Origin of the sequence: Roseivirga spongicola (genome assembly GCF_001592965.1) — a bacterium.
Classification (GTDB): Bacteria; Bacteroidota; Bacteroidia; order Cytophagales; family Cyclobacteriaceae; genus Roseivirga; species Roseivirga spongicola.
Genome location: NZ_LRPC01000001.1, coordinates 163,155 through 186,982, shown reverse-complemented (window position 1 = coordinate 186,982; position 23,828 = coordinate 163,155). Strand labels below are relative to the sequence as shown.

Below are 23,828 nucleotides of genomic sequence, written 5' to 3'. Positions count from 1 at the left end.
ATAAAAAGCAGCGGTTAAGCTGCTTTTTAAATGATTGGTTTATGCTGTGAGTGCAGGATCGTCTTTGTCTTTAACAAACCGTAGTGTAAAAGCTGCCAGTATCATAAAAACGCCAGAGGTGATAATGGCGAACATTGGGTTGCCTCCGTACAGGCTTTTTACTATCGGCCCTCCTATAATGGCATTGATAATTTGAGGTAGAACAATAAAGAAATTAAATAGTCCCATATATATCCCCATTTTCTTAAGCGGAATAGAACCTGCTAGAATAGCGTATGGCATGGCCAGAATGCTTGCCCAAGCTATTCCAACCCCGAACATAGAGCCTATGAGCCAATACTTGTTTGGGGCGAAGTACATGGATATTAGCCCTAAGCCTCCAATAATTAATGAAACTGCATGTGTGCTCTTTCTACCAATTTTAGCAGCAATTGATGGTAGTAAAAATGCATAGATGGCAGAAACTAAATTGTAAAAGCCGAATATGATTCCTACCCAATCACCTGCATCTTGATAGGCTTGGCTTGAGGTGTCATCAATAGGGAGCTTCCAAATATGATGGGCAATTGCTGGTGTGGTGTAAACCCACATTCCGAATAAAGCAAACCATGAAAAGAACTGAACTAGACCCAACTGCTTCATGGTGGTTGGCATGGCAGCAATGTCTTCTAGAACTTGGCCAAAGCCCTTTCTTTTTACTGCGCTTTCAACTTCAGTCTCTCTTTCTTCTTCAAAGGCAGCAGTTTCTTCAGGGCTATATTCTTTGGTAGTAAACACTGTAATTAGAATGGTGCCTATAAGTACTACCGCTCCACAGATGAATGAGATAATTAGGCTGGGAGGCACGGTGCCTGGCTCGGCAGTATTAGCAACACCAAACCAGTTGGTGATTGCCCAAGGTAGCCATGAGCCTATTACAGCTCCTATTCCTATAAGAACGGTTTGAATGCTGAAACCTAAAGTGGTTTGATCGCCTGGAAGTTTGTCAGCAACCAGCGCTCTAAAGGGCTCCATGGCAATGTTGAAACTGGCGTCCATGATCATTAAGAACCCTGCTCCAACCCAAAGCGCTGGTAAAAAGGCAATAAACATGTCGGCCTGAGGCATAAGTATTAGCCCAATTGATGCAAGAATGGCCCCTGTAAGAAAATAAGGTCTTCTTCGTCCTAGTTTTGTCCAAGTTCTATCACTGTAATGGCCAATGATAGGCTGAACGATCATTCCTGTTAACGGTGCCACAATCCAGAACCATGATAGTTCCTCTACATTTGCTCCAAAGATTTGTAGTATTCTACTAGCATTGGCGTTTTGCAGGGCAAAGCCCATTTGAATTCCGAGAAAACCGAAACTCATGTTCCATATTTGGCCAAAATTGAGGCGAGGTTTCGTCTGCATATTCTTGTTTATTTCCACGTAATGGTCAGCTCTGAGTCAGAGAAACCAGTTTCAATTACTTTCAGATTTCGGTTAACATAGTTTCGTTTCTCTCTTTGTGGGAGTGGGTCGAACTCTGTAACTGGTTCAATCAGTCTGATGTCTTCCATCTGGTAATTTACAGATTCACCATTTAATTCATAGCTATCTGATTCAAAACCATGTAGATATACCTTTAGAGTCTTGAATTCAGATTCGAAGTTTCCTTCTTTCGCTTCAATGGTTATTGAGTTAGACTCACCATCAAATTGAATCAGTCTTTTATAGAAGCTACCATCTTTGAAATCGTAGGTAGAACCATTGTCTTCGTAATACAGCTGTTCCGTTTTAGTATGGCCGAAATAGACATGCAGTCTAAGCGTTCCATCTGACTTTTCTTGCGTGGTTTGAACAGTGTTTTGCATTGGTATTATTGCACCAGCCTTGGCGTAAACCGGTAAGTCTTCTAAAGTAGTTTCAATTACATGATGACCTGAATTCACCTTTTCCCCGCTAAAGAAATGATACCATTCGCCCTCGGGAAGGTAGATTTTTGCATACTGTTGTTGGCTAGTAGTTGGACAAACCAAGAGCCATTGGCCAAGCGTAAATTCGTCTTGAGCGCTTCCACCATAAATGTTGTGATCATTGTAATAGTCTACTGCTAAAGATCTATTCAATGGAAGGCCAGTAGTGTGGGCCTCATAAGCCAAGGTGTATATGTAAGGCATCAGTTTATACCGTAGGCTGATGTAGTTCCTTGAGATTTCTTCTACCTCTTCGCCATAAGCCCAAGGCTCAGAATCACGAACGTTTACCATGCTGTGGACTCTGAAGAAGGGCGCAAAAGTGGCTATAGCTAACCAACGGGCAAACAAAGCTGGGCCTGACTCTCCAACAAAACCACCTACATCGTATCCTGAAATTGGTACACCGGCCATCCCTAAGCTGTTCACTAGTCGTACTCCGAGTAGCATGTGGTCATCGCCAGCTACATTGTCGCCAGTCCAAACGGCTGAGTACCGCTGAACTCCAGAAAAGCCTGCCCTAGTTAAGGTGAAAGGTCTTTTATTCCCGATGTGTTTTTTTGCTCCTTCAAATGTGGCGCGCACCATCTGAAAACCGTAAACGTTTCTAGCCTTTTTGTGCGATACTTGTTGGCCTTCATAATCGAACTCAATGAGGTTTGGCACATCTTGCCCCCAGCAAGCAGGCTCATTCATATCGTTCCAGAAACCTTCTAGGCCGAGGTCTGTGTAGAATTTTAGTTCTTTAGCCCACCATTCTCTCCCCTTTTCAGAAGTGAAATCAGTGAAGTGGCTATTACCTGGCCAAACGCTCGCCTCATACTTTGTTCCGTCAGGGTATTTCACAAAGACATCTTCTTCCACACCTCTATCATAAGTGCCGTAGCCTGGTTTAGTGGCAATGCCTGGGTCTAGAATAACTACCACTTTAAAGCCTTGAGATTCTAGCTTTTCAATCAGCCCTTTTGGGTCTGGGAATCTTTCATCATTAAAAGTGAAGGCCATGTAGTCCTTCATGTAGTGAATGTCTAGGTAAATGACATCGGCAGGGATTTTCTTATTGCGGAAAGTATCGGCAATATTATACACCTCATGGTCTGGGTAGTAGCTATATCTGCACTGCTGAAAGCCAAGGCTCCATTTGGGAGGAAGCTCGCATGTGCCTGTAAGCTTGGCATATTGCTGAATAACTTGAGCCACAGTATCTCCTTGAATGAAGTAATAGTTCAGATCGCCTGCTTCTGCACTGAAGTAAGTGAACCGCTCATTATTTGAAGCACCAAAGTTGAAATGGCTTTTGTACGTGTTGTCGAAGAATATGCCGTAAGGTTTGCCTTCTCTAACTCCTATATAAAAAGGAGTAGACATGTATAAAGGGTCAGTCCAGTTGTCAAAACCAAACGCATCAGAATTCCAATGGTCGTAAGAAGAGCCTCTACGATTGAGACCACCGCCTTTTTCGCCCATGCCAAGAAACACTTCGTCATTGGCTAATGTCTTATAGTTGGTTACTTCATGGCCAAGCCAGCTAATGCCAAAGGCCGGGTCGTCTTGATTAAGGATAGCGCCTTCGGAATTTTTAAAAGTAAGCCTGAAAGGAGCCTTTTGAATTTCAACCTTGAGGTGTTCAGACTTTAATGAGATTTGCTGATCGTCTTCTTTGCCGTCAATGTTTACTTTTTCTGGCGAAAGAATTACTGAAAAGGGATAGTGTTCGAACTCAGACTGTCTAGAAGCTTGAATTCTGCAGATCTTTTCATTGTAAAAAGTAACAGCGAAGTGCTTATCTCCAGCAGCTCCTATAACGCCTCCATCTTTCCAATTGAAAGTTGAAATTGACCCAATAGACTCGTTTTTGAAATTCATGCGATGCGAAAGTTAAAGGCTAGTTAGCCTATGCTCCATTAGGTGAAAATAGTGCTTTTGCGCTCTTCCTTTAGGAAATCACCTAGGTATTCTCATCACAAACGTTTGCACGAAGTCTAATTTGCGAGCGGTTGTATTACGCCCAATTTGTTAGAAGACTCTCTAACTACTACCTCAGTATCGAGAATTTTAATGGTGCTTTTCTCGATGTTGGTCTTGTTTATTTCTTTGAAAATTAGCTTGCATGCTTCTTTTCCCATCTCATATCCTGGTTGAGAGACGCTAGAAAGTGAAGGGTTTACCAATGAACAAAACTGCCAGTCGCTATAGCCAATCACGGCAATATCTTCTGGTATTTTAAGACCTGCTTTTTTAATAGACTTCAGTGCGCCTAAAGCAGCCATGTCATTGTTTGCAAACACTCCATCTATTTTTTTGCCAGAGGCAAGTAGCTGATCCATGGCTTGCTCGGCTTCTTCTTGAGTTCCGTTTCGACACTCCACAATGAAGTCTTTTTTGATAGGCATCTCATTGTCTTCTAATGCAGAAGTGTAGCCCTCTATTCTTTTACGGCCAATAATTAGGTTTCCTGGCCCTGCCAGATGGGCTATGTCTTTACAGCCTTGTTGGATCAGGTGTTCAACAGCATCGTAAGCCCCTTGGTAATCGTCTACAATCACGGAAGGTGCATTCATGCCTTCTACGAGCCTATCGAAAAAAACCATTGGTACGCCTTCTTCCACTACCTTTTGCAGGTGAGCTAAGTCAGAAGTTTCTCTAGATATATCTACCAAAAGGCCATCTACTCTAGCGCTCATGAGGGCATCAATACTGTCTGCCTCTCTCTCAAAGCTTTCTATAGACTGACAAATCATCACATTGTAGCCCTCTTTCATGGCTTCGTCTTCAATACCGCTAATCACGGTAGAGAAGAAAAAGTGAACCGTTTCGGGAATAATGACACCAATGACATTGGTTCGTTGGTTTCGAAGGCTTAGTGCTACAGCATTGGGCCGATAATTATACTTATCGGCAAGCTCTTTTACTGCTTTGCGGGTATTAGGACTTATGCCTGGGAAGTCTTTTAGGGCTCTGGAAACAGTAGAACATGAGATGTTTAATTCCTTGGCAATGTCCTTAATTGTAACCTGTCCCTTCTTCATTGCTTGCTGCTTGGTAAATTAGCCTGACTTTTGGCTGAAATAAGTTTATATGTTTGGAATAAGCCAGTAAAGACAAAATTTTTTCGAAAAATAAATTCTTCCAAATAGTTAAAATTTGGCTGTTTCAAACGTTTGCATGTCTTTTGAATTGTCAATGTTGCCGCTTGCCAAATTGAAATCTATGGTTTTAATCCCTACTTTTATCTTCTGACACTGTATCTGTGAGATCATTGTCAGTAATTTCCTCCATTTCTATTATAGTTTACTTTACTTATAGCGCAATCCATTGCGCTATAAGTGTTTTAAAGCATTTCCGTTTTCGGTAGAAGGAATTAACTTCACAATTGCTTTCTTTGCAAACACTATCTAAAAACATAATTATTTCGACATGGGAAAATTCAGAAGCGGTGTATTGTACGGTCAAGAATTAAAAGACTGTCTTAGCTACGCGAAAGAAAATGAATTTGCTTTACCTGCGGTAAATGTGGTAGGTACCAACAGCATTAATGCAGTATTAGAGACTGCAGCAAAGGTTAACTCTCCGGTTATTATTCAATTCTCTAACGGAGGAGCCTCTTTCTACGCAGGAAAATCACTTTCTAATGATGGTCAGAATGCAGCCATTCAGGGTGCTATTTCTGGCGCAATGCACGTTCATCAGATGGCAGAGCATTACGGTGTTCCGGTAATTCTTCACACTGACCATGCCGCTAAAAAATTACTTCCTTGGATAGATGGTTTATTAGACGCTGGCGAGAAATTCTACAAAAAGAATGGTCAGCCGTTGTTCAGTACGCACATGCTAGACCTTTCTGAAGAGTCGCTTGAAGAGAACATTGCTATCAGTTCTGAATATTTCAAAAGAATGGTGCCTTTAGAAATGGGTATCGAAATTGAATTGGGTATTACTGGTGGTGAAGAAGACGGTGTAGATAATACTGACGTAGATTCTTCTAGACTTTATACTCAGCCAGAAGAAGTTGCTGAAGCATGGGATGCACTAAGAAAAATTGGTGACATCTTCACAGTTGCTGCATCTTTCGGAAACGTTCATGGTGTTTATAAGCCAGGAAACGTTGAGTTAAGACCTGAGATTTTGAAAAACTCTCAAGAGTATATCAAAGAGAAGTTCGGTACAGAAGATAAGCCGGTTTACTTTGTTTTCCACGGTGGCTCTGGGTCTGAGCCAGAAAAAATTAAGGAGGCTACTTCTTACGGTTCAATCAAAATGAACATCGATACAGATGTTCAGTGGGCCATGTGGGATGGTATCCACTCTTATTACAACGATAAGAAAGACTACCTTCAAGGCCAGATTGGTAACCCTGATGGAGAAGATTCTCCAAACAAAAAATACTACGATCCACGTGTTTGGTTGAGAAAGGGTGAAGAGTCTGTTGTGAAAAGACTCGAAAGAGCTTTCGAAGAGCTTAACGCCATTGGTAGAAACTAAGATTTCACAAATCACCACAAATAGAAAAGGCAGTCTCAACGGACTGCCTTTTTAATGCTTAATAGTGGAATATCTTAAGCCTTAGGATAATCTGTATAACCTTCTGCGCCAGGTGTGTAAAAAGTATCCTGATTAGGCATGGCTAAGCCAATACCATCTTTCATTCTAGTTACTAGGTCTGGGTTAGCAATGAACGGTACACCGAAAGCTACAAGCTCAGCTTTACCTGCTTCAATATCTGCATCAGCTTTTTCAGCATTGTATGATCCGTTAAGTATTATTGTACCACCGAATTTGGCCTGAATAGTCTCTTTGATTTCTGAAGGAACAGGCACTTGAGTCATGGCAGACATATCGGCCAAGTGGATGTATACTAGTCCAATTTTGCCAAGCTCCTCGGCCAATAGAGCATATTGCTCATCAATGCCATCAAATTCTCCCATACCGTTGAATACGCCATATGGCGAGAGTCTGATGCCTACTTTACTTGCTCCAATGGCTTCAACCGCGGCTTTGGCCATTTCTAAGACAAACCTGTTTCGGTTTTCATTTGAACCACCGTATTCATCAGTTCTTTGATTCGATTTTGGGTTCAGGAATTGGTTAGGCAAGTATCCGTTTGCAGCATGTAATTCTACCCCATCAAAACCAGCCTCAACCGCCAACTTAGCAGTGGTAGCAAACTCTTGAATGGTTGATTTAATTTCTTCGGTAGTCATTTCTTGCGGCTGACTTACTTCTAACATGCCCTCACCATCGACATACATTTTGTTGAAAGGTTCTGGAGCTGGTATTGCAGATGGAGCAATTACTTTTCCGCCTTCAGGTAGGTTAGCCTCGTGAGAAACTCTTCCTGAGTGCATTATTTGCAAGAAAATCTTAGATCCTTGAGCATGAACAGCCTCTGTAACTGGCTTCCAACTATCACGCTGAGCTTCGTTGAAAATGCCCGGGATTCTTGGGTAACCCAATCCGTTAGGCGAAGGAGAAACACCTTCTGTAATGATTAGTCCTGCCTCTGAGCGTTGCTCATAATAGGTTTTCATTAGGTCGTTGGCTAGGTTGTCTATAGCTCTAGATCTTGTCATTGGAGCCATAACTACTCTATTCTTCAGAGTAATGTCGCCTAGCTTAAATTCACCAAATAGTTTTGACATATTTTTATGTTTTTGATTTCTTCAAATGCGTATGCTTAACTTACTAGTGGCGCCTAATAGTTCCATGTATGTACATTAATTTAATGTTAATAGTAACTTAGAGACATGTCTAACACTGATTTAATAATTGAAGAACGAAGTAGAGATATAGGCGATTTTTTAGTGGGAAGGCTTATCCCTTTCCGAAAGAAGCGCATGGTAGGGCCTTTTATTTTCATAGATCACATGGGGCCATCTACTATGGGGCCAGGTCGATATTTAGATATTGGTCAGCATCCACACATTGGCCTTTCTACACTTACTTATTTGTTAGAAGGCGAAATAGACCATAGAGATACACTAGGAACTAATCAGCGAGTTCAGCCTGGTGGGGTGGGTTGGATGACTGCCGGAAAAGGTATAGTTCATACAGAAAGAACACCAGAAGACCTTAGAGATGGCAGTGAGTTTACCATGCATGGTTACCAGATTTGGGTGGCTTTGCCTAAGGCTCAGGAGCAAATGGAGTCTCAGTTTTCTTACACAGAGCCCGAGGCTTTACCTACTTGGGTTCAAGATGGGTTGAAGTTCAAGCTGGTTGCAGGCAAAGGCTTTGGCAAAGAATCTCCAGTGCCTGTATTCTCTCATCTTTTTATGGTAGATGTTCAATCTGAGCAAAAGTCTACACTCAATATTTCTGGTCAGTTGAAAGGAGAGATAGGGATCTGCATAGTTGAAGGTTATATAGAAGCCTGCGGAGAGAGAGTTGAGAAGGGAAATATGTTGGTTTCCAAAGAAGAAGATATCTGCTCAATAACTATGGGCGAAGATACTCATGTACTATTGTTTGGGGGAGAAGCATTTCCTGAAGAAAGATTTATCTTCTGGAATTTTGTCTCATCAGATAAAGACTTGATAGAGCAAGCCAAAGAAGATTGGAAAGCTAAACGTTTCGATTTGCTAGAAGGTGACGAAAGTTATATTCCATTACCTTAATCCTTTAAGCTTTGCTATCGGCTATTCCTCTATATAGAACTATTGACGAGTATAATCTTAATATCAATATTCCTTTGCCAAGGTATCCTGACTTTGACGTTCGTGATTTTGAGCAGAACATGGAAACGGTTAGGCTTGAGATGCCTTCTTTTCGCCATAATTTCTATCAGGTAGCTTTGTTAGAATCTGGTGGAGGCACAGTTACTTCTGCCGGTCAAGCTTTCGATTTAGATAATTTTACTATTTTTTTCATTCAGCCAGGCCAGATCAACTACTGGAATATTCCGAAAGATTGGCGCGGTTACTATTTCAGCATTTCCGAATCGTTTTACACCGTGCCGCTAGATGGTTTTAGGAGTCTTAACGATTTTCCATTCTTTCAGAAGTTTACACAAGGCTTTAAACTAAAGAGAGAAGAGGCCAAGGTGATACTAGAGCTGTTTGAAAGAATAAATCAAGAATATCATAGCCCTTCAATGTTTAACCAAGCCATTATAAAGTCATACGTTTGCTCAATTCTTGGCTATTGCATTCGCTTTTATGAGAGGGGTAGAGATGAAGAAAGGGTTGAGAAATTAAAGCTTGGTCTTGTAGATCATTTTCAAAAACTGCTCAGAGATTATGGGCAAGAAGTTGGTTCTGGCTTAATTACAGATCACAAGTCCGTAACAGATTTTGCCAATGAATTGGCTATTAGTTCAAAGCACTTATCTGAAGTGATTAAAAAGTCTACAGGCCAAAGTCCAATAGAGCATATTAATCAAGTTTTAATTGATGAAGCAAAAAAGCTTCTAATTACTACCGATATGGCTATAAAGGAGCTAGGGTATTATTTAGGTTTCTCCAGCCCTTCTTACTTTACAAGATTATTCAAAAAGTATACGGGCTCTTCTCCAGCTCAATTCCGAAAGGCTTAATACACTTCTTTTTTACAGATTCCGAAAATTGTGCAAGACAAGCCGAATTCTGTGAAATTCTTCCATTCCTCAGTTGGCGTCTTTTGTAATGTATTCTGAAAGAAAGAATCATGAAAAGAAAAATAACATCCGTGCTCATAACACTTCTAATGGGCATAGGAAGCTTAAGCGCTCAGAAAATGGAAATGATAGATGTAGTAAAGAACATTTTTGAAAGTACCGATGCTCTCGAATGGCAAAAAGTACAACAGTCTTTTGCCGAAAGGGTAATGTTAGACTATACATCAATGGCTGGAGGAGAGCCCGTTGAACTAACTCCACAAGAAATTACAGATAGTTGGAAAACCATTCTGCCTGGTTTTGATAAGACAAGGCATATGGTGGCACATTTTGAAGTAAAAGAGATTGGTGAAAAGGGATTTGTATCGCACGATGGAACTGCCACACATTACTTAAATGGAAGTAGCTGGACGGTGATCGGAAATTATGATTATCAACTGATCAAGGAAGGTGGATTGTGGAAAGTTAGTGCCATGACATTCAATTTGGAATTCGTGGACGGCAATACGGACTTGCCTCGCTTAGCTAAAGAACGTTTAGAAAATGGATCAATGAAAACTAACAAAGAATTGGTAGATCAGTTTTTTGTGGCACTTGAAACGCAGCAGTTTCATTTGTTGAAGAAGGTGTTTGCTGAAGATGCCAAGCAGCTGAATCCATATATACCCGAAGGGTTTCCGAAAAGCTTTGATGGCAGGGAGGCTATATACCAACAATATAATGGACTCACGGCAAATTTCGGTCAAATGAGATTCCCAAGGGAGATATTCTCTACTGAAGATCCCAATACCATTTTTGTGAAGTTCAGAGGAGAGATCGAAATAAAAGCTGGTGGAAAGTATGTCAATGATTATTTCGGGATTTTCCGCATAAAGGATGGTCAGGTTGTAGAATATCAAGAGTATTTCAACCCTATAGTTATGGCTAAAGCATTCAATATTGACCTAAAATAACAATGAAAAACGTAATCAAGATTTTAATGGTCATAACTGTTGTGGCCTGTTCAAATGTAAAAAGTGAAAATTCAACAAATATGGAAGAGCATAAATTTAAAGCAGGTAAAAACCAAGTAAGTTTTAAGAGTAACGGCAATCTATTAATGGGGCATCTTTATTTGCCTGCCGACTATGAGCATGGAAAAGAATACCCAGCTATAGTTGTGGGTGGATCTTGGACAACTGTTAAGGAGCAAATGGCTGGTCTTTATGCTCAAAAACTCAGTGAAAACGGCTTTGTAGCTTTAGCATTCGATCATACTAATTACGGTGAGAGTGAAGGTATAAAGAGGTTTTTTGAAGACCCTAAAGTGAAATCGGTAGATTTTGTAAATGCAATGAGCTACTTAAACTCATTACCAATGGTGTCATCATCTAAGACCGGAGGAATGGGAGTTTGTGCAAGTGGAGGCTATATGGCCGAGGCTGTAGGGCAAACAGATCAGTTTAAATCTTTTGCGGCAGTGGTTCCTTGGTTCAATACAGATGAGGTTGTTAATGCTTTTTATGGTGGAGAATCTGGAATTAAAGAACGAATTGAGAAAAGCAGAGCTGCAGTCAATAAATTTCAGGAAACTGGAGAAATGGAGTATCAGCTTACTATTTCAGATAGTGACCCAACAGCAGCAATGTATGGCCCTTTTGAATACTACCTAAACCCAAATATTGGACAGGTAGCGAATTGGTCGCACGATAAGTTTGCGGTAATGAGTTGGGAACCATGGCTAACTTACCGACCAGTTGGAGCAGCAAAATCCATCGATATACCTACACTAATCATTACTTCCGAAGGGGCCGCAACTCCAAAGGCCGATCAAGAGTTTTTCGAACTTTTACAAGGAGAAAAAGAGTTGGTGTGGCTAGAAGGTGGTCAGTTAGATTTCTACTACAAAGATGAGCAAGTGAATGCTTCTGTTGAGAAATTGGTTGAGCATTTTAGAAGAACACTTTAATGAAGAAATTAGCATTGGTCACAGGCTCTTACAGAGGCCTTGGACTTGAAACTGTAAAGCAATTACTCGAACTAGAGTATGAAGTAATTTTAACCAGTAGGTCTAAGGTTAAGGCTAAAGAAGCTTTAGCTTCACTCGAGCATTTTGGTAAGTACTTACACTTTCATGAGTTAGATGTTGCAGATCAAGCTAGTGTTGATGCATGTTTTGCTTGGGTGCAATCGTCTTTTGGAAGGTTAGATGTCCTTGTTAATAATGCGGGTATAAACTATGATACTTGGCATAATGCGATAGATGCCGATTTGCAAGAGGTGGCTCAAACGATGGATGCCAACTTTATGGGGGCTTGGCGAACAGCTAAAGCCGCCATACCTTTAATGAAGGCATACGGCTATGGCAGAATTGTGAATGTATCGAGTGGAGCGGGAGCTATTACAGAAATGGCTGGGGGAACGCCTGGATACAGTGCGTCTAAAGCTGCTATGAACGTGCTGACTATCAAGCTAGCTACCGACTTATCTGGCACGGGTATTTTGGTGAATTCTGTTTGCCCTGGTTGGGTAAGAACAGACATGGGAGGAGATGCAGCACCTAGGTCTGTAGAAGAGGGTGCCCAAGGAATTGTCTGGGCAGCTACGCTGCCTGATAGTAGCCCTTCTGGTGGTTTCTTTAGAGACGGGAATAGAGTAGAATGGTGAAGAATCCTTTTAAGCCAACCTGTCCCCTCTAATCATATATTAGTGGTAGCTGAGTAAATTGTGTCGCTATTATTGAATATGGAAGACTTCAAGATTGTATCGGAAGAGCTAAAGAAAAGGGCAGAGGTAGAAGAAAGTAAAGGAAATAAGACCTTAAGAAAACGCTTAAACTATACTGCCAATATTTATATAGCACTAGACGATAAGGGAGTGAAGCCAGCTGACCTTAACGACCAATTAAAAGAACTGAGAACGCTGCTTGATCGGCCCCTCCTAAAACCATCTGAAGTTACTCGCTATTACACCAAGCTTTTATCGGCAGTACAGAAGCAATTCGGATATGTTCCAGAAAAGTACCATCAGAATCAATGGATGGCCATAGGGATGGCAGCATTCGGAATGCCATTTGGAATTTTGTTTGGCTTCGCGCTAGATAATATGGCTTTTTTAGGAATAGGGCTACCGATAGGAATGCCGATCGGGATGGCAATTGGTATGCAAAAAGATAAGCAAGCCAAGGAGCAAGGGCTCCAGCTTCAGATCAGTTGTGACTTCTAACTAGCTGATAAATGTCAGTTAATATGTTTGGGGCAGTCTGTAAATTGGAACTGATTTCAATTCAGCCATGTCGAGTTTAAGAATAAGACCCAGATTCCGCGAGGAGCTTCCGTTGAGTATTTCTGAATACAAACTTCAATTGAGTAAGGCACTAGATGAAAGCTCGGAGTTCAGTGGTTTGGTTTCGGAACGATATGCAGTTATAAAGATTCCCCCGGCAGAAAGGCATTACTGGTCTCCGCAGTTGGCTTTGACCATTGAGCCCTATGAAGATAAAGAAGGTATCTTCATTAGGGGCTTGTACGGTCCTAAGCCCAGTGTTTGGGCAGTGTTTTTCATGTCATACGCAGCATTGGGGGTGCTGTCTCTCTTTGTGGGTGTTTTTGGCCTGTCGCAATTATTGTTGGAGAAGCCTGCGCCAATTTTATGGTTAATTCCGCTTTTTGCTCTAATAGCACTTTTACTCTACCTTGTTGCTCAGGCTGGTCAGAAAGTAGGCGCTGAACAAATGTTTAGAATACATCACTTTTATGAAGGGCTGTTTAGAGATAAGGTCAGAATTAGTTAGAAAGAAAAAAGCCCCTTGCGGGGCTTCTTACTTACCTTTTCGGTAATGATCCACAAGTATATCTCTCACTGAAACGCGCTGGTGATTGAAACTTTGTGAACTTCTCTCGTGAGATATGCCTGAACTAGTTTTAACCTTTTCATTTTGTGACATATCCACTTGATTAGACTTTAATGTCTCCATCTAGTTTACTTTACTAATAACCAAAATTCGCCTGCTAAGGCTTAACTCCATTTCTGCATCAAAACTATGCAATCGTTTGCACATACCAAAGCAACTCCAAGAAATTTAGAAAATTCAATCAGAAATTCTTGGGTTTATATATTCAGTACTCATAATGTTTGGACTACCCTACCTCTTCATAAGGTTTCTCCTGTTAATGGTGTTCTTGTCCAAAGCTAATTCTGAGGTGTTTAGCTGCTTTTAGGTACAAACTTCTGTTTTGTATTAAATTATCTCTAAATCTCTAACTGATACGCTGTTGCGAGCAATGTTTTAGAAAACGTTTGACGCTTTTTTAATTGCCTTGAGGTAGCTGTCTGAAGTAAGCCATAATAATATCTCTTACGTCATTTTTCACTTCCTTAAAACTGTCTGGGTTTTGAGATTGATTTTGATAATTCTTGAGAAATTCCAAATTCGCTTCACCTCCGCCCATTACAAACTGAGGTAGTGCCATCTTATAAGTTTTACTGGCAGATAGCTTTTCTCCTTTAATGTACCAGCCATCATTTCTCTTTTCTGCGTTGGCTAACTGTAAATAGCCGCCAATACCAATATTCGTAATTGTTCCTGTTTCCAATACTCTTTCAACTACATCTCCTTGCAGGTCTACTAATGAAATTCCACCACCAAACGGGAAAGATCGGAGAATGTCATATTCGGTAATGGTTCCAGTCAGAATATCGTCCAAGCGAATAGATCCTGAATTGAAAATGGCTAAGTCTGCCTCTGGCGCCACAAAAAGGAAAGATTCTGCAGTCATTATTGGGTAGTTGGTTGGCTTGTAGCGAATGCTACTTTCACGGCCGTCCAGAGTGTCTTTAGTAACCATCACTATTTCATCTGGTTGGTAGCCCATATTAGCCATGCTCTCGTTGCTGATGTTTACCCATTTGTCTACTACTTTTTTTACAGTAGGGTCTTCAGCTATGGTCTCATCAATACTTACCAATTCTGATTGGATGGTTGTTTTACCTGTAGCCTTATTGTAGCTCACTCTGTGTACATAAACGGTTTTTGCATTAGCATCGGCTTTGGTCATTATCACATCTCCGTACTGATGCTTCATGTTTACATGGTCATGGCCTCCTAAAATTAGGTCTAGCTCAGGTACGAAATAGGTGGCTAATGAGTCGTCCATGTCTTCCTCTAAATGAGTTATGCCAATGAATACTTCCGCTTCGTCTTTTAGCTTTTCATAAGTGGCTTTTACAGATTCATATTTGTCTGTGTAACTCACATATTCTTTTTTATTGAAGGGAACCGTAGAGCCAAAAAAGGCGATGTCAACACCATCTATTGAATAAATTACATGGTCAGGAAAGGGCTTTCCATTCTGTTCCCAAGGCACAATTTTTCCGTCTACCTTATGAAAGCAGTTTGTTGTAATCCACTGGAAATCTGATTCAGCAATTCTTTTCAGATGTTCATCTTCCTTAATGTCATATTCGTGATTACCAGGAACTACATAGTCTACGCCAAGGGCATTCATTACTTCAACCATCTGCTTTCCTGCAATTTTCTCTCCTTGGTAAGTGAGTGTGCCGATTAACGAAGGGCTTACAAAATCGCCAGAAAGGGTGGTGATTACATGCGGATTTTCTTCGAGAAGCCGATTTCTCAGTGTGGCTACACGTGCCATTCCGCCAGCTTTGCCGCCTTCTACAGGGGCTATTTCATATACATCGTTCATTTGTAGAATAATGAATTCTACGGGTTCATTTTGCTTGCATGAGAAAATGAAAAGAACAAGAAAACTAAGGCTTAATATCTTTTTCATAAGAGAGGTGTTTATGGCTGGAAAGTTAAGAAAGAAGGGCGGAAAAGCACTTCACAATGTCTTAACCATTTCAAAATATACTTGAGACAGTGCCGCATATCTCCATTATCTATCTTCGTAAAGTATTCTCTTTCGATCACTTTTTATTTTTAGAACCATGCCTCTTTCGTTTAGAAAGCTCTTTTTTACTGTTTTGCTAATTGCTCCGCTGTGTGCCTTTGCACAGAAAAAACCAACATTTTTGGTCTATCCGTTTCTACAAGATGCTCAACCAAACAGCATTGTTATCAAATGGGAAACATCGTTTGGTGAAGAGAGTGTGGTGGAATGGGGCGAGACCAACCGTTTAGGAAATAAAGCCAAGGGCAAGGCTGAAAGCATAAATTTTGGCGAGTCGAGAATTCATGAGGTGCAGCTTACTGGGCTTGAAAGGCTGACTACCTATTACTACCGAGTAATTACCGATGGGCTGAGATCAGATATTTATCAGTTCAAAACGCCTCCTTTTCCTAAAGACGATATTTCGTTCAATATGGTGGCTATGAGCGACATGCAAAGAGACCATAATGAGCCAGAAAAGTTTGCTGAAATGGTGAATGAAGGAGTGCTCAAATACATGAAAGATACTTATGGAGGTGAGGTGCCCGAGAATTTAGCCTTAGTTATGATTCCGGGCGATTTAGTGGTTACAGGTTCTGTTTATTCTCAGTGGCAAGAGCATTTTTTTAAACCTGCGAAAGATTTATTTACTCAAGTTCCAGTTTATCCGGTTTTGGGTAATCACGAACAGAACTCACTGTTTTACTTCAAGTATTTCAGCTTACCAGAAAATGGAACTGGGGCCTATGCTGAACATTGGTGGTTTAAAGATTACGGAAACACCAGAATTATTGGTTTAGATTCTAACGATGGTTACCGCGATATTGGTCAGCAATTGAGTTGGCTGAAAAATGTGCTGGCAGAAACAGCTAAGAATGACGACATCGATTTTGTTTTTGCTCAAATGCATCACCCACATAAGTCTGAGTTGTGGATTCCGGGCGAAACTGATTTCTCCGGAAAAATTGTAAAGATGCTAGAAGATTTTTCTACCGCAACAGGTAAGCCGAGTGTGCATTTCTTTGGTCATACTCATGGCTATTCTAGAGGGCAATCTAGAGACCATAAACACCTTTGGATAAATGTTGCTACTGCTGGTGGAGCTATTGATAATTGGGGCGAATTTGAAGGAAGGGACTACGATGAATTTACAGTTACAGAAGATGAATATGGTTTTGTAATGGTAGAGGTTGAAGGAAATGCAGACAATCCAAAATTCACAGTTAAGAGAATTAGCCGAGGTAATCAGGAAAATCCAAAAGACAATGTGCTCACAGATAGTGTAACTGTTTTTAGGTTGAGCGTTAAACCTCAGCAGCCTTCATTAAACTTCCCTTCTGAAAGCTCAAGTGTAAATCCACTTAATTTAACTTTGAAGGCTTCTCAATTCCAAAGCGATATGAGCGAAGCATTCCATGCGGCTAGTAATTGGCAAATTGCTGAGAATACAGGCTTTGAAAGAGTGGTTTTCGATAGTTGGAAGCAGCATGAAAACTGGTACTACAAAGAGAATAGACAAGAAGGGGATGATCTAACCGATGAAAAGGTAACTGAGAGATTAAAACCTAATACTACTTACTACGTGCGAGTTCGATACAGAGATCAAAACTTAAACTGGAGCGACTGGTCTGAAGTGGTGAGTTTTAAGACTTCAGAAACTAGCTCGAAACGCCCATAGTTGCATGCCTGGCTTCGGTGGCAAGCCTTGGGTCGTGAATGTACTGCAGCTTTCGCATGGCTGTAATTTCCATGCTGAGGAAGTCGAATTCTTCCACAATTTTTCCTTTGAGCTCATAAATACCCTTTCCTCTAAAAGGATACTTAGCAGCTATTGGGGGGAAATGAGTGGTGTCTATAAAATGCCCTTCTCGGTCTAGCCAAGTACCAAACTGCATACGCTTGCCGCCAGAAGTGTTGGTGTTTTTAATGTGGATGAGGTAACCAACCATTGTTACTTCCTTGTTTTTATGTAGCCCCATTTCTCGAACCATTACTTCTTCTTCAGGCCGATCTTTAAGCATATCGAAAGGGTTACCAAGCGGAAAACCAAGGAGTTCAATCTGATCGAAAGCGTCTTCTAGGTGGTCATAGCTGAGTTCGGGAATTTGGAAGCGCTTCACCCCAAAGTCGAAAAGCATTTTCTCAGGGCGTGATTTTTTGCCATTCCCCAACCTAAAGTGAGCGTCCCAAAGCAGCTCTTTTTTGCCAATGCCCGTAAAGCGAAAGGCATTGATGCGTATTAGTAGGCTGAGCTGATCTAGAGAAATGGGTACTCGTTTCATAAAGTTATCGAAGCTCATGAATACACCATTTTCAGAACGCTCTTCAAGTATAGCCTCCATGGTGCTGTGCTCTAATTCGCTAATAAAGGCAAAGCCCATAAATATGCTTTTGCCATAAATAGTGCAAAGCTGTTCGCTTTGGTTTACGCAAGGTGCCTGTATGTCGGCTCCATGCATAAAAGCTTCGTGAGCATAGAGTTCTACCCTATAAAATCCACCGCCATTATTAATAGTGGCTACCATATATTCTAGCGGATAATAGGCTTTGAGGTAGAGGCTTTGGTAGCTTTCTACGGCATAGCTGGCTGAGTGCCCCTTGGCAAAAGCATAGCCAGCAAAGCTTTCAATTTGTCGCCAAATGTCTTTTGCTAGCTCAAGTGAGTAGCCTTTTTTCTGGCAGTTGACAAAGTACTTTTCCTGAACCTTTTGAAACTCTGCGCGCGACCTGTATTTGCCAGACATGCCTCTTCTCAATACATCGGCTTCGGCTAGAGTGAGGTCGGCAAACATGTGGGCAACTTTTATTACATCTTCCTGATAAACCATTACGCCATAAGTTTCTGGCATAATTTCGCGCAGCTTAGGGTGAGCTTCGTTTCTTCTTTCAGGTTCGCGAAAGCGGAGAATATATTGGCGCATCATGCCCGATTTTGCTACTCCGGGCCTAATCACCGAACTGGCTGCCACTAAGCCCAAATACTCATCTACTCGGAGTTTTTTCAGCAACATCCGCATGGCGGGCGACTCCACATAAAAACAACCAATGGCTTTCCCTTCTTTAAGCATGGTTTTTACGCGTTCGTCTTTCTTGAATTTGGCGATGTTATGTATATCTATCGCTTCATCTTCAGGGTGGTTTCTAGCGATAATGTCTAGACTGTCTTTGATTTTGCCCAAGCCTCGTTGACTCAGAATATCGAACTTATAAAGGCCAATATCTTCAGCAATAATCATATCGAAATGGGTGGTAGGGAAACCCTTCGGGGGAAGATCTGTGGCGGTGTAATAATGAATGGGTTTCTCGGAAATGAGAATGCCTCCGGCATGAATGCTGAGGTGGCTAGGGAAGCCCTCGATGTACTTTCCGTAGCGAAGCACCAGCTTTTGGGTTTCGTCTAGCTGATTGTAGCTGGTGGCCTGAATATGTTCAATTTCATGGGCGGGTAGGCCAAGTACTTTTCCTAGTTCGCGGATAACTGCCCTAAACTGAAAAGTACTATAGGTAGCAAGGAGCGATACATTTCCGCCTTCTCCATGCTGAAATTCTTTAAAGATGAACTGCGTAATATCTTCTCGGTCTTTCCATGAGAAATCTATGTCGAAATCGGGTGGGTTTTGGCGATAGAGGTTGATGAATCGCTCGAAATACAAATCGAGCTCAATTGGGTCTACATCGGTAATGCGTAATAGGTAGGCGACAATGCTATTAGCGCCACTGCCTCGGCCAACGTAGAAATAGCCTTTCTCTCGAGCATATTTGCAGAGTTTCCAGTTAATGAGAAAGTAAGACATAAAGCCCTGCCGCCTGATTACATCCAACTCCGTTTTAATTCGGGTTCTAATTTTTTCAGATGGATTAGGGTATCGGTAGGGAAGCCCTTCTTCACAGAGCTTCTCCAGTTCTTGGTAGTCTTTCTCTGGCGATTCGGTAAAAGACTTGAGGTTCTTATTTAGGTTCTCTCCTTCAAAGTCGAAGTGAATGTGGCATTGACTAAGTAGCTCTTCCGTATTCTCAAGCATATAGAGGTGGGCGGAATAAACCTCCTTCAACTCCTCAGTCGGGTAGATGAAATCTCCCGGGTCGGCCTCTTCGGTTTTGGGTAGTTTACTCAACAAGGTGTTCTTGTCGATGGCCCTTAGCAGACGATGGGCATTGAAGTCGCGTTTCATAACTACACGTTCTCCTGTCTCCTTATCTATTTTACTGCGAAAAGTAGCAGTGGGCATGGCTACCAATTTCTGTTTATCCATTTGGTGAGGCGGGTAAACCAACTTGGGTAGGTCTTTGGGTTTTACTCCAATGAACTCTAATTTTTTTAGCTCAAAGCCTGTGTACTTGCTAAAAGGATAAACCACAAAAGCATGCTGAAATGCTGGAGCTCTCGGAGGAATTTCTTCCTTGCTGTGCAGATATTTCGACAAGTAATCATTCAGTTCTTTGAAGCCTTCATTGTTCTGCGCAATAGCTACAAAAAGCTGATCTGCCCCATTTCTAAAGTCTATTCCTAAAACCGGCTTAATCCCAAACCTAGGAGCTAGTCGGACAAAGTTGATGCTAGCGGCAGTGCTGTTAATATCGGTAAGGGCAAAAGTATTTACCTCTGCTTGCTGCATAATTTCAAGCAGTGATTTGGTATTTATAGTGCCGTATTTAAAGCTGTAATATGAGTGGGTGTTGAGGTACATAATCAATAAACTACAGCCCAATCTTCATTCTTAAGAGGTAAGTATAAGCTCTCATAATGGGAGTCACCTATTTGACTGTACAGAATGGCAATGTCGTTTACTCTAAATTTTTTAGAATAGACCTGTCTTTCAAATTCATAATATGCTTCCGAAAACTGCCTATGGCTAAGAGTTCTTCCTATAGTCATATGAGGAGAAAAGCGATAGCGACCTAGATATGAAATCGGTTTAATCATCTTAAGCTGTGTTGTGATGAGCCGTTGAAGGTTTGCTAAGTGAGAACTCTCTTCTATAGAGACAAAGAATGTGTTGCTCTCGAAAAAGAAATCATAATTGTTAAGGTGTAAGTCGAACGTGTAATAAGTAGAGAGTTCTTCTTTTAAGCGGTTTATAAATTTCTTGAGTTCTTTACCATCTAAAAACTCACGATTTAAAGTGATGTGAGCTGTTGATCCATAGCCCCCATACTCTCCATGCTTAAGCTTAAAACTTCTTTTAATAGCCTTAATGTCTTGACAAATCTGATTTTCAGGATTAATGACAATCAGGCAATAGTATATGGATGAATTCGAAATCAAAGCGCGTAAATTTTTATCTAAATTACTAATAAAAATAGTAAACTAAAATAATTAGATTTGGGTTCTAATTCTGTAACAACCTAAGCAGTGGAGAATACGATTTTACATCTGGATCTCGACACATTCTTTGTGTCGGTTGAGCGGTTATATGATAACCGTTTGGTAGGGAAGCCTATACTTATTGGTGGAAGTTCCGACAGGGGAGTTGTGGCTTCATGTAGCTATGAAGCACGAGCTTATGGTGTGCATTCTGCAATGCCCATGAAGCGAGCTAAGGAGCTGTGCCCCGATGCTATACAAATTAGAGGGAATTCGGGTGCTTACACTAAGCATTCTGAAGCCGTTACAGAAATTATTAAAGAAACTGTGCCTCTTTATGAAAAGACCTCCATTGATGAGTTTTATGCAGACCTTACGGGTTTAGATAAATTTTTCAGTAGCTATCAGATGGCTAAAGAGCTTAGGGTGCGAATAAAAAAGGAAACGGGTCTTCCTATATCTTTTGGTCTTTCTAGGAATAAAACGGTTTCGAAGGTGGCGACTGGAGAAGCAAAGCCCGATAATGAAATTAGGGTAGACAATGGCTTGGAAAAGCCCTTTTTAGCTCCCCTTTCTATTAGTAAAATTCCTATGGTGGGGCAAAAGACCCAACTGACTCTTTACAGTCTTGGTGTTAAAAAGATACAAACCATTCAGGAGATGCCTGTTGAGCTGATGGAAAAGGTGTTAGGTAAAAATGGTGTGAGCATCTGGAGAAAGGCTAATGGACTAGATAATTCTCCTGTTATACCATACAGCGAGCGTAAATCTATTTCTACAGAAAGAACTTTTGATAAAGATACTATTGATGTTCATAAACTGAAGGGTATTCTGTTGGCTATGGCAGAAAACTTAGCTTTTCAGTTGAGGAGGGGGCTTAAACTTACGGCTTGCGTAACGGTGAAGGTTCGTTATTCCGATTTCAATACTTACACCTTGCAATCGCGCATTCCTTACACTTCTGCAGACCATGTACTGATTCCTAAAACATTGGAACTCTTCAATAAGCTTTATAATAAGCGATTGTTGGTGCGCTTAATTGGGGTGCGCTTTAGTCATTTGGTGGAAGGAGGTTTGCAGATTAACCTTTTCGAAGACAATGAAGAGATTATCAACCTTTACCATGCCATGGATAAAATCCGTGACAAACATGGTGACCGGAGTGTGCTTAGGGCCTATGGTATGGAGGCAAAAACCATCAGCCGATTTAACCCTTTTAATGGAGAGCCGCCACCGTTGTTGGCGAATAGAAGGCGGTAAGATTAATCTACCTCAATGTAATCTTTAAAAACCTCTTGAACGTATTGAATATTAAGGGTAGTATTTTGGGTGTTTAGCAAAAAGTAGCCGCTAATATTTTCATCTGTATAGTGCTCCCAGTCAATAGGGTTATAGTGTCTTGCTGCGTAGAGGAGGTAGACCAGAAACCGCTTGGTTCTGTACCTAGGCTCCCCAATCCTAGGCTCTCCTAGAAAACCAAATGATGCTCGAGGGGATAGATTCAGTATGTGACCAGCAATTGATATGCATGTGTCAAGCACTCTTTTGGCATCAAAATCATTAGCCATTAGTCTAAATCTATTCTTGGAGTGTCTGTGGTTCTTTAAAAAGAATTTGACAATGAACATTTCACTGTCAAATTCATCTGCGTAAACAATATAGGTTCTATTGTATTTAGTTTTGAAACTAAACTGATGCCGGACGAACTGTTTTTCCTTCCGTTTTCCTGTGTGTGTAAATTCGTAAGGGTAAAGCAAGTATTAGAATGTATAAGGATAAGCCGAACTTCTATTGGCCTCTACTTCTCTTTGTGTGAGTTTTTTTAGAGTAAAAGTCTTAGAGTTCTTTGAAGCCTTGCTTGATGGGCTGTTTGTTCTACTAGATTTTTTACTCGTTACTGTTTTCATGGTAAACTGCTGTGCTATTTATAGTTACGCAAAGATAGTGTAATTGTTTGAATAAGGGGATGTTACTACTTCCACTTAATATTGCAGCCCAAGCTTGGGATTTGCGGAGCGGAAACTTCTTTGCCTTCCAATATTTCATCTAAAGCGGCTCGCAGGTCTTTGCCTGTAACTGGCTTGTCATTGCCAGGACGTGAATCATCTAACTGACCACGGTAAGCACATTTTAAATCTTTGTCGAATACGTAGAAATCTGGAGTACAGGCAGCATCATAAGCTTTGGCTACTTCTTGGGTTTCATCGTAAAGGTAAGGGAAGGTATAACCCACTTTTTCCGCTTCTTCCTTCATTAACTCAGGAGAGTCTTGCGGATAGTTCTCCACATCGTTTGAGCTGATGGCAATAACAGAAACTCCCTTGGCTTGATAATCTTTAGTTAGCGATACAATGGCCTCATCTACATGCTTTACAAAAGGGCAGTGATTGCAGATAAACATAATCACCGTTGCTTTGTCAGACTTCAGTTCATCCAGACTCACCGTTTTGCCAGAAACAGTATCAAGAAGAGTGAAATCAGGTGCCAGAGTGCCCAGCGGTAGCATATTAGAAGGAGTACGTGCCATGGGTTAGTTAATTTGGTAGTTGGTTGATTAGTTAATCAGTTAATGATGTGTATGGTTCAAGCGTTTTTAAAAAAAGTGGCTCAGGCAATGGGTTGTACCCATACTGTCAAGGTTCTTCTGAAGAATCGGATATTATTTTAAATATTAGGCAAAATTAATGAAGATGCAGTTGCTTACAACAATTGTATCGGATGGATAAACGCTCTAATCATGAGTACTAGTTTTTAATGATGTATTGAGTATTCATAAAATAGTATATTTGTATACTCATGTAATCATTATTGTTATGAAGACTCCAGTGTTAACACCTAAACTTGAAAGACTATTAGAGGGTGTTGGTGAACAGATAAAACTTGCCAGGCTTAGAAGAAAGCTAAGTAGTGAACAGGTAGCAGAGCGTGCCGGAATTAATAGAGGAACACTTGCTAAAATTGAGAATGGGTATCCTGGGACTTTAATTGGTAATCTTTTGAATGTACTCAAAGCTTTGGGATTAGAAAGTGACATTCTACACTTAGCAAGTGATGATGAATTGGGTAGAAAAATTCAAGATGCTAATCTTAATGTAAAAAACAGAGCCCCAAAACGATAA

20 protein-coding genes are annotated in these 23,828 nt (G+C 40.9%); 11 read left to right on the top strand and 9 right to left on the bottom strand.

Annotation, left to right across the window (positions count from 1 at the left end; translation table 11 throughout):
- Nucleotides 1–39 precede the first annotated feature (39 nt).
- The 3 genes from AWW68_RS00820 to AWW68_RS00810 form a co-directional block, all read right to left on the bottom strand.
- Entirely contained in the window at nucleotides 40–1,395 is a 1,356-nt protein-coding gene (locus AWW68_RS00820) for an MFS transporter (protein ID WP_068218383.1), read from the bottom strand.
- Nucleotides 1,396–1,403: 8 nt separating this feature from the next.
- The gene (locus tag AWW68_RS00815; RefSeq protein ID WP_068215575.1) at nucleotides 1,404–3,806 is read right to left on the bottom strand and encodes a glycoside hydrolase family 31 protein; all 2,403 of its coding nucleotides are present in this window, start codon (nucleotides 3,804–3,806) and stop codon (nucleotides 1,404–1,406) included.
- Nucleotides 3,807–3,922: 116 nt separating this feature from the next.
- The gene (locus AWW68_RS00810) at nucleotides 3,923–4,969 is read right to left on the bottom strand and encodes a LacI family DNA-binding transcriptional regulator (protein ID WP_068215573.1); all 1,047 of its coding nucleotides are present in this window, start codon (nucleotides 4,967–4,969) and stop codon (nucleotides 3,923–3,925) included.
- A gap of 388 nt (nucleotides 4,970–5,357) precedes the next feature.
- On the opposite strand from AWW68_RS00810, the gene fbaA reads away from it, so the two are divergent.
- Complete coding sequence (gene fbaA, locus AWW68_RS00805; protein ID WP_068215571.1) at nucleotides 5,358–6,422, top strand: class II fructose-bisphosphate aldolase; 1,065 nt, start codon at nucleotides 5,358–5,360, stop codon at nucleotides 6,420–6,422.
- Nucleotides 6,423–6,496: 74 nt separating this feature from the next.
- Here the strand turns inward: fbaA and AWW68_RS00800 are convergent, their stop codons facing one another.
- Complete coding sequence (locus AWW68_RS00800) at nucleotides 6,497–7,579, bottom strand: alkene reductase (RefSeq protein ID WP_068215569.1); 1,083 nt, start codon at nucleotides 7,577–7,579, stop codon at nucleotides 6,497–6,499.
- 105 nt (nucleotides 7,580–7,684) lie between these two features.
- Between AWW68_RS00800 and AWW68_RS00795 the strand changes: the two genes are divergently transcribed.
- The 7 genes from AWW68_RS00795 to AWW68_RS00765 all read left to right on the top strand — a co-directional run bounded on the left by AWW68_RS00795 (nucleotide 7,685) and on the right by AWW68_RS00765 (nucleotide 13,303).
- On the top strand, nucleotides 7,685–8,554 hold the full coding sequence (locus tag AWW68_RS00795) for a pirin family protein (protein WP_068215567.1): 870 nt from the start codon (nucleotides 7,685–7,687) through the stop codon (nucleotides 8,552–8,554).
- 11 nt (nucleotides 8,555–8,565) lie between these two features.
- Nucleotides 8,566–9,471 (top strand): AraC family transcriptional regulator, encoded by a 906-nt coding sequence (locus AWW68_RS00790; RefSeq protein ID WP_157717467.1) that lies wholly within the window; start codon nucleotides 8,566–8,568, stop codon nucleotides 9,469–9,471.
- Between the two features lie 110 nt (nucleotides 9,472–9,581).
- Nucleotides 9,582–10,484 carry a nuclear transport factor 2 family protein gene (locus tag AWW68_RS00785; protein WP_068215564.1) on the top strand — a complete coding sequence of 301 codons (903 nt, stop codon included), beginning with the start codon at nucleotides 9,582–9,584 and terminating at the stop codon, nucleotides 10,482–10,484.
- Nucleotides 10,485–10,486: 2 nt separating this feature from the next.
- Nucleotides 10,487–11,479: an alpha/beta hydrolase gene (locus AWW68_RS00780; RefSeq protein WP_068215563.1), complete on the top strand. Its 993-nt coding sequence runs from the start codon at nucleotides 10,487–10,489 to the stop codon at nucleotides 11,477–11,479.
- Nucleotides 11,479–12,177 carry an SDR family oxidoreductase gene (locus AWW68_RS00775; protein ID WP_068215559.1) on the top strand — a complete coding sequence of 233 codons (699 nt, stop codon included), beginning with the start codon at nucleotides 11,479–11,481 and terminating at the stop codon, nucleotides 12,175–12,177. Before AWW68_RS00780 ends, AWW68_RS00775 begins: the two co-directional genes overlap by 1 nt.
- Nucleotides 12,178–12,255: 78 nt before the next feature.
- Nucleotides 12,256–12,735 (top strand): hypothetical protein, encoded by a 480-nt coding sequence (locus AWW68_RS00770; protein WP_068215557.1) that lies wholly within the window; start codon nucleotides 12,256–12,258, stop codon nucleotides 12,733–12,735.
- A 67-nt stretch (nucleotides 12,736–12,802) separates the two neighbouring features.
- Nucleotides 12,803–13,303: a hypothetical protein gene (locus tag AWW68_RS00765; RefSeq protein ID WP_068215556.1), complete on the top strand. Its 501-nt coding sequence runs from the start codon at nucleotides 12,803–12,805 to the stop codon at nucleotides 13,301–13,303.
- A 517-nt stretch (nucleotides 13,304–13,820) separates the two neighbouring features.
- On the opposite strand, the gene AWW68_RS00760 is transcribed toward AWW68_RS00765, so the two are convergent.
- Nucleotides 13,821–15,305: a bifunctional metallophosphatase/5'-nucleotidase gene (locus AWW68_RS00760; RefSeq protein ID WP_084375527.1), complete on the bottom strand. Its 1,485-nt coding sequence runs from the start codon at nucleotides 15,303–15,305 to the stop codon at nucleotides 13,821–13,823.
- Between the two features lie 157 nt (nucleotides 15,306–15,462).
- Here AWW68_RS00760 and AWW68_RS00755 point away from each other — a divergent pair, with 157 nt between their 5' ends.
- A complete protein-coding gene (locus AWW68_RS00755; protein ID WP_068215552.1) occupies nucleotides 15,463–17,082 on the top strand; it encodes a fibronectin type III domain-containing protein in 1,620 nt (539 codons plus the stop codon).
- Here AWW68_RS00755 and AWW68_RS00750 read toward each other — a convergent pair.
- Entirely contained in the window at nucleotides 17,063–20,092 is a 3,030-nt protein-coding gene (locus AWW68_RS00750; protein WP_068215551.1) for a DNA polymerase III subunit alpha, read from the bottom strand. The genes AWW68_RS00755 and AWW68_RS00750 overlap by 20 nt on opposite strands.
- Nucleotides 20,093–20,094: 2 nt before the next feature.
- Nucleotides 20,095–20,670, bottom strand: a complete 576-nt coding sequence (locus tag AWW68_RS00745) for a 2'-5' RNA ligase family protein (RefSeq protein WP_068215549.1) — start codon at nucleotides 20,668–20,670, stop codon at nucleotides 20,095–20,097.
- An 87-nt stretch (nucleotides 20,671–20,757) separates the two neighbouring features.
- Between AWW68_RS00745 and dinB the strand changes: the two genes are divergently transcribed.
- Nucleotides 20,758–21,969, top strand: a complete 1,212-nt coding sequence (gene dinB, locus AWW68_RS00740) for a DNA polymerase IV (RefSeq protein ID WP_068215546.1) — start codon at nucleotides 20,758–20,760, stop codon at nucleotides 21,967–21,969.
- Nucleotides 21,970–21,971: 2 nt separating this feature from the next.
- Here the strand turns inward: dinB and AWW68_RS00735 are convergent, their stop codons facing one another.
- The gene (locus tag AWW68_RS00735; RefSeq protein ID WP_157717466.1) at nucleotides 21,972–22,277 is read right to left on the bottom strand and encodes a hypothetical protein; all 306 of its coding nucleotides are present in this window, start codon (nucleotides 22,275–22,277) and stop codon (nucleotides 21,972–21,974) included.
- 404 nt (nucleotides 22,278–22,681) lie between these two features.
- Nucleotides 22,682–23,236 (bottom strand): thioredoxin family protein, encoded by a 555-nt coding sequence (locus AWW68_RS00730; RefSeq protein WP_068215540.1) that lies wholly within the window; start codon nucleotides 23,234–23,236, stop codon nucleotides 22,682–22,684.
- 286 nt (nucleotides 23,237–23,522) lie between these two features.
- On the opposite strand from AWW68_RS00730, the gene AWW68_RS00725 reads away from it, so the two are divergent.
- On the top strand, nucleotides 23,523–23,828 hold the full coding sequence (locus tag AWW68_RS00725) for a helix-turn-helix domain-containing protein (protein ID WP_068215539.1): 306 nt from the start codon (nucleotides 23,523–23,525) through the stop codon (nucleotides 23,826–23,828).

What these genes read in the sequence shown, in the direction of transcription:
- AWW68_RS00820 (WP_068218383.1), bottom strand. Translation starts at nt 1,395, where the DNA reads ATGCAGACGAAACCTCGCCTCAATTTTGGCCAAATATGGAACATGAGT.
- AWW68_RS00815 (WP_068215575.1), bottom strand. Translation starts at nt 3,806, where the DNA reads ATGAATTTCAAAAACGAGTCTATTGGGTCAATTTCAACTTTCAATTGG.
- AWW68_RS00810 (WP_068215573.1), bottom strand. Translation starts at nt 4,969, where the DNA reads ATGAAGAAGGGACAGGTTACAATTAAGGACATTGCCAAGGAATTAAAC.
- fbaA (WP_068215571.1), top strand. Translation starts at nt 5,358, where the DNA reads ATGGGAAAATTCAGAAGCGGTGTATTGTACGGTCAAGAATTAAAAGAC.
- AWW68_RS00800 (WP_068215569.1), bottom strand. Translation starts at nt 7,579, where the DNA reads ATGTCAAAACTATTTGGTGAATTTAAGCTAGGCGACATTACTCTGAAG.
- AWW68_RS00795 (WP_068215567.1), top strand. Translation starts at nt 7,685, where the DNA reads ATGTCTAACACTGATTTAATAATTGAAGAACGAAGTAGAGATATAGGC.
- AWW68_RS00785 (WP_068215564.1), top strand. Translation starts at nt 9,582, where the DNA reads ATGAAAAGAAAAATAACATCCGTGCTCATAACACTTCTAATGGGCATA.
- AWW68_RS00780 (WP_068215563.1), top strand. Translation starts at nt 10,487, where the DNA reads ATGAAAAACGTAATCAAGATTTTAATGGTCATAACTGTTGTGGCCTGT.
- AWW68_RS00775 (WP_068215559.1), top strand. Translation starts at nt 11,479, where the DNA reads ATGAAGAAATTAGCATTGGTCACAGGCTCTTACAGAGGCCTTGGACTT.
- AWW68_RS00770 (WP_068215557.1), top strand. Translation starts at nt 12,256, where the DNA reads ATGGAAGACTTCAAGATTGTATCGGAAGAGCTAAAGAAAAGGGCAGAG.
- AWW68_RS00765 (WP_068215556.1), top strand. Translation starts at nt 12,803, where the DNA reads ATGTCGAGTTTAAGAATAAGACCCAGATTCCGCGAGGAGCTTCCGTTG.
- AWW68_RS00760 (WP_084375527.1), bottom strand. Translation starts at nt 15,305, where the DNA reads ATGAAAAAGATATTAAGCCTTAGTTTTCTTGTTCTTTTCATTTTCTCA.
- AWW68_RS00755 (WP_068215552.1), top strand. Translation starts at nt 15,463, where the DNA reads ATGCCTCTTTCGTTTAGAAAGCTCTTTTTTACTGTTTTGCTAATTGCT.
- AWW68_RS00750 (WP_068215551.1), bottom strand. Translation starts at nt 20,092, where the DNA reads ATGTACCTCAACACCCACTCATATTACAGCTTTAAATACGGCACTATA.
- AWW68_RS00735 (WP_157717466.1), bottom strand. Translation starts at nt 22,277, where the DNA reads ATGGCTAATGATTTTGATGCCAAAAGAGTGCTTGACACATGCATATCA.
- AWW68_RS00730 (WP_068215540.1), bottom strand. Translation starts at nt 23,236, where the DNA reads ATGGCACGTACTCCTTCTAATATGCTACCGCTGGGCACTCTGGCACCT.
- AWW68_RS00725 (WP_068215539.1), top strand. Translation starts at nt 23,523, where the DNA reads ATGAAGACTCCAGTGTTAACACCTAAACTTGAAAGACTATTAGAGGGT.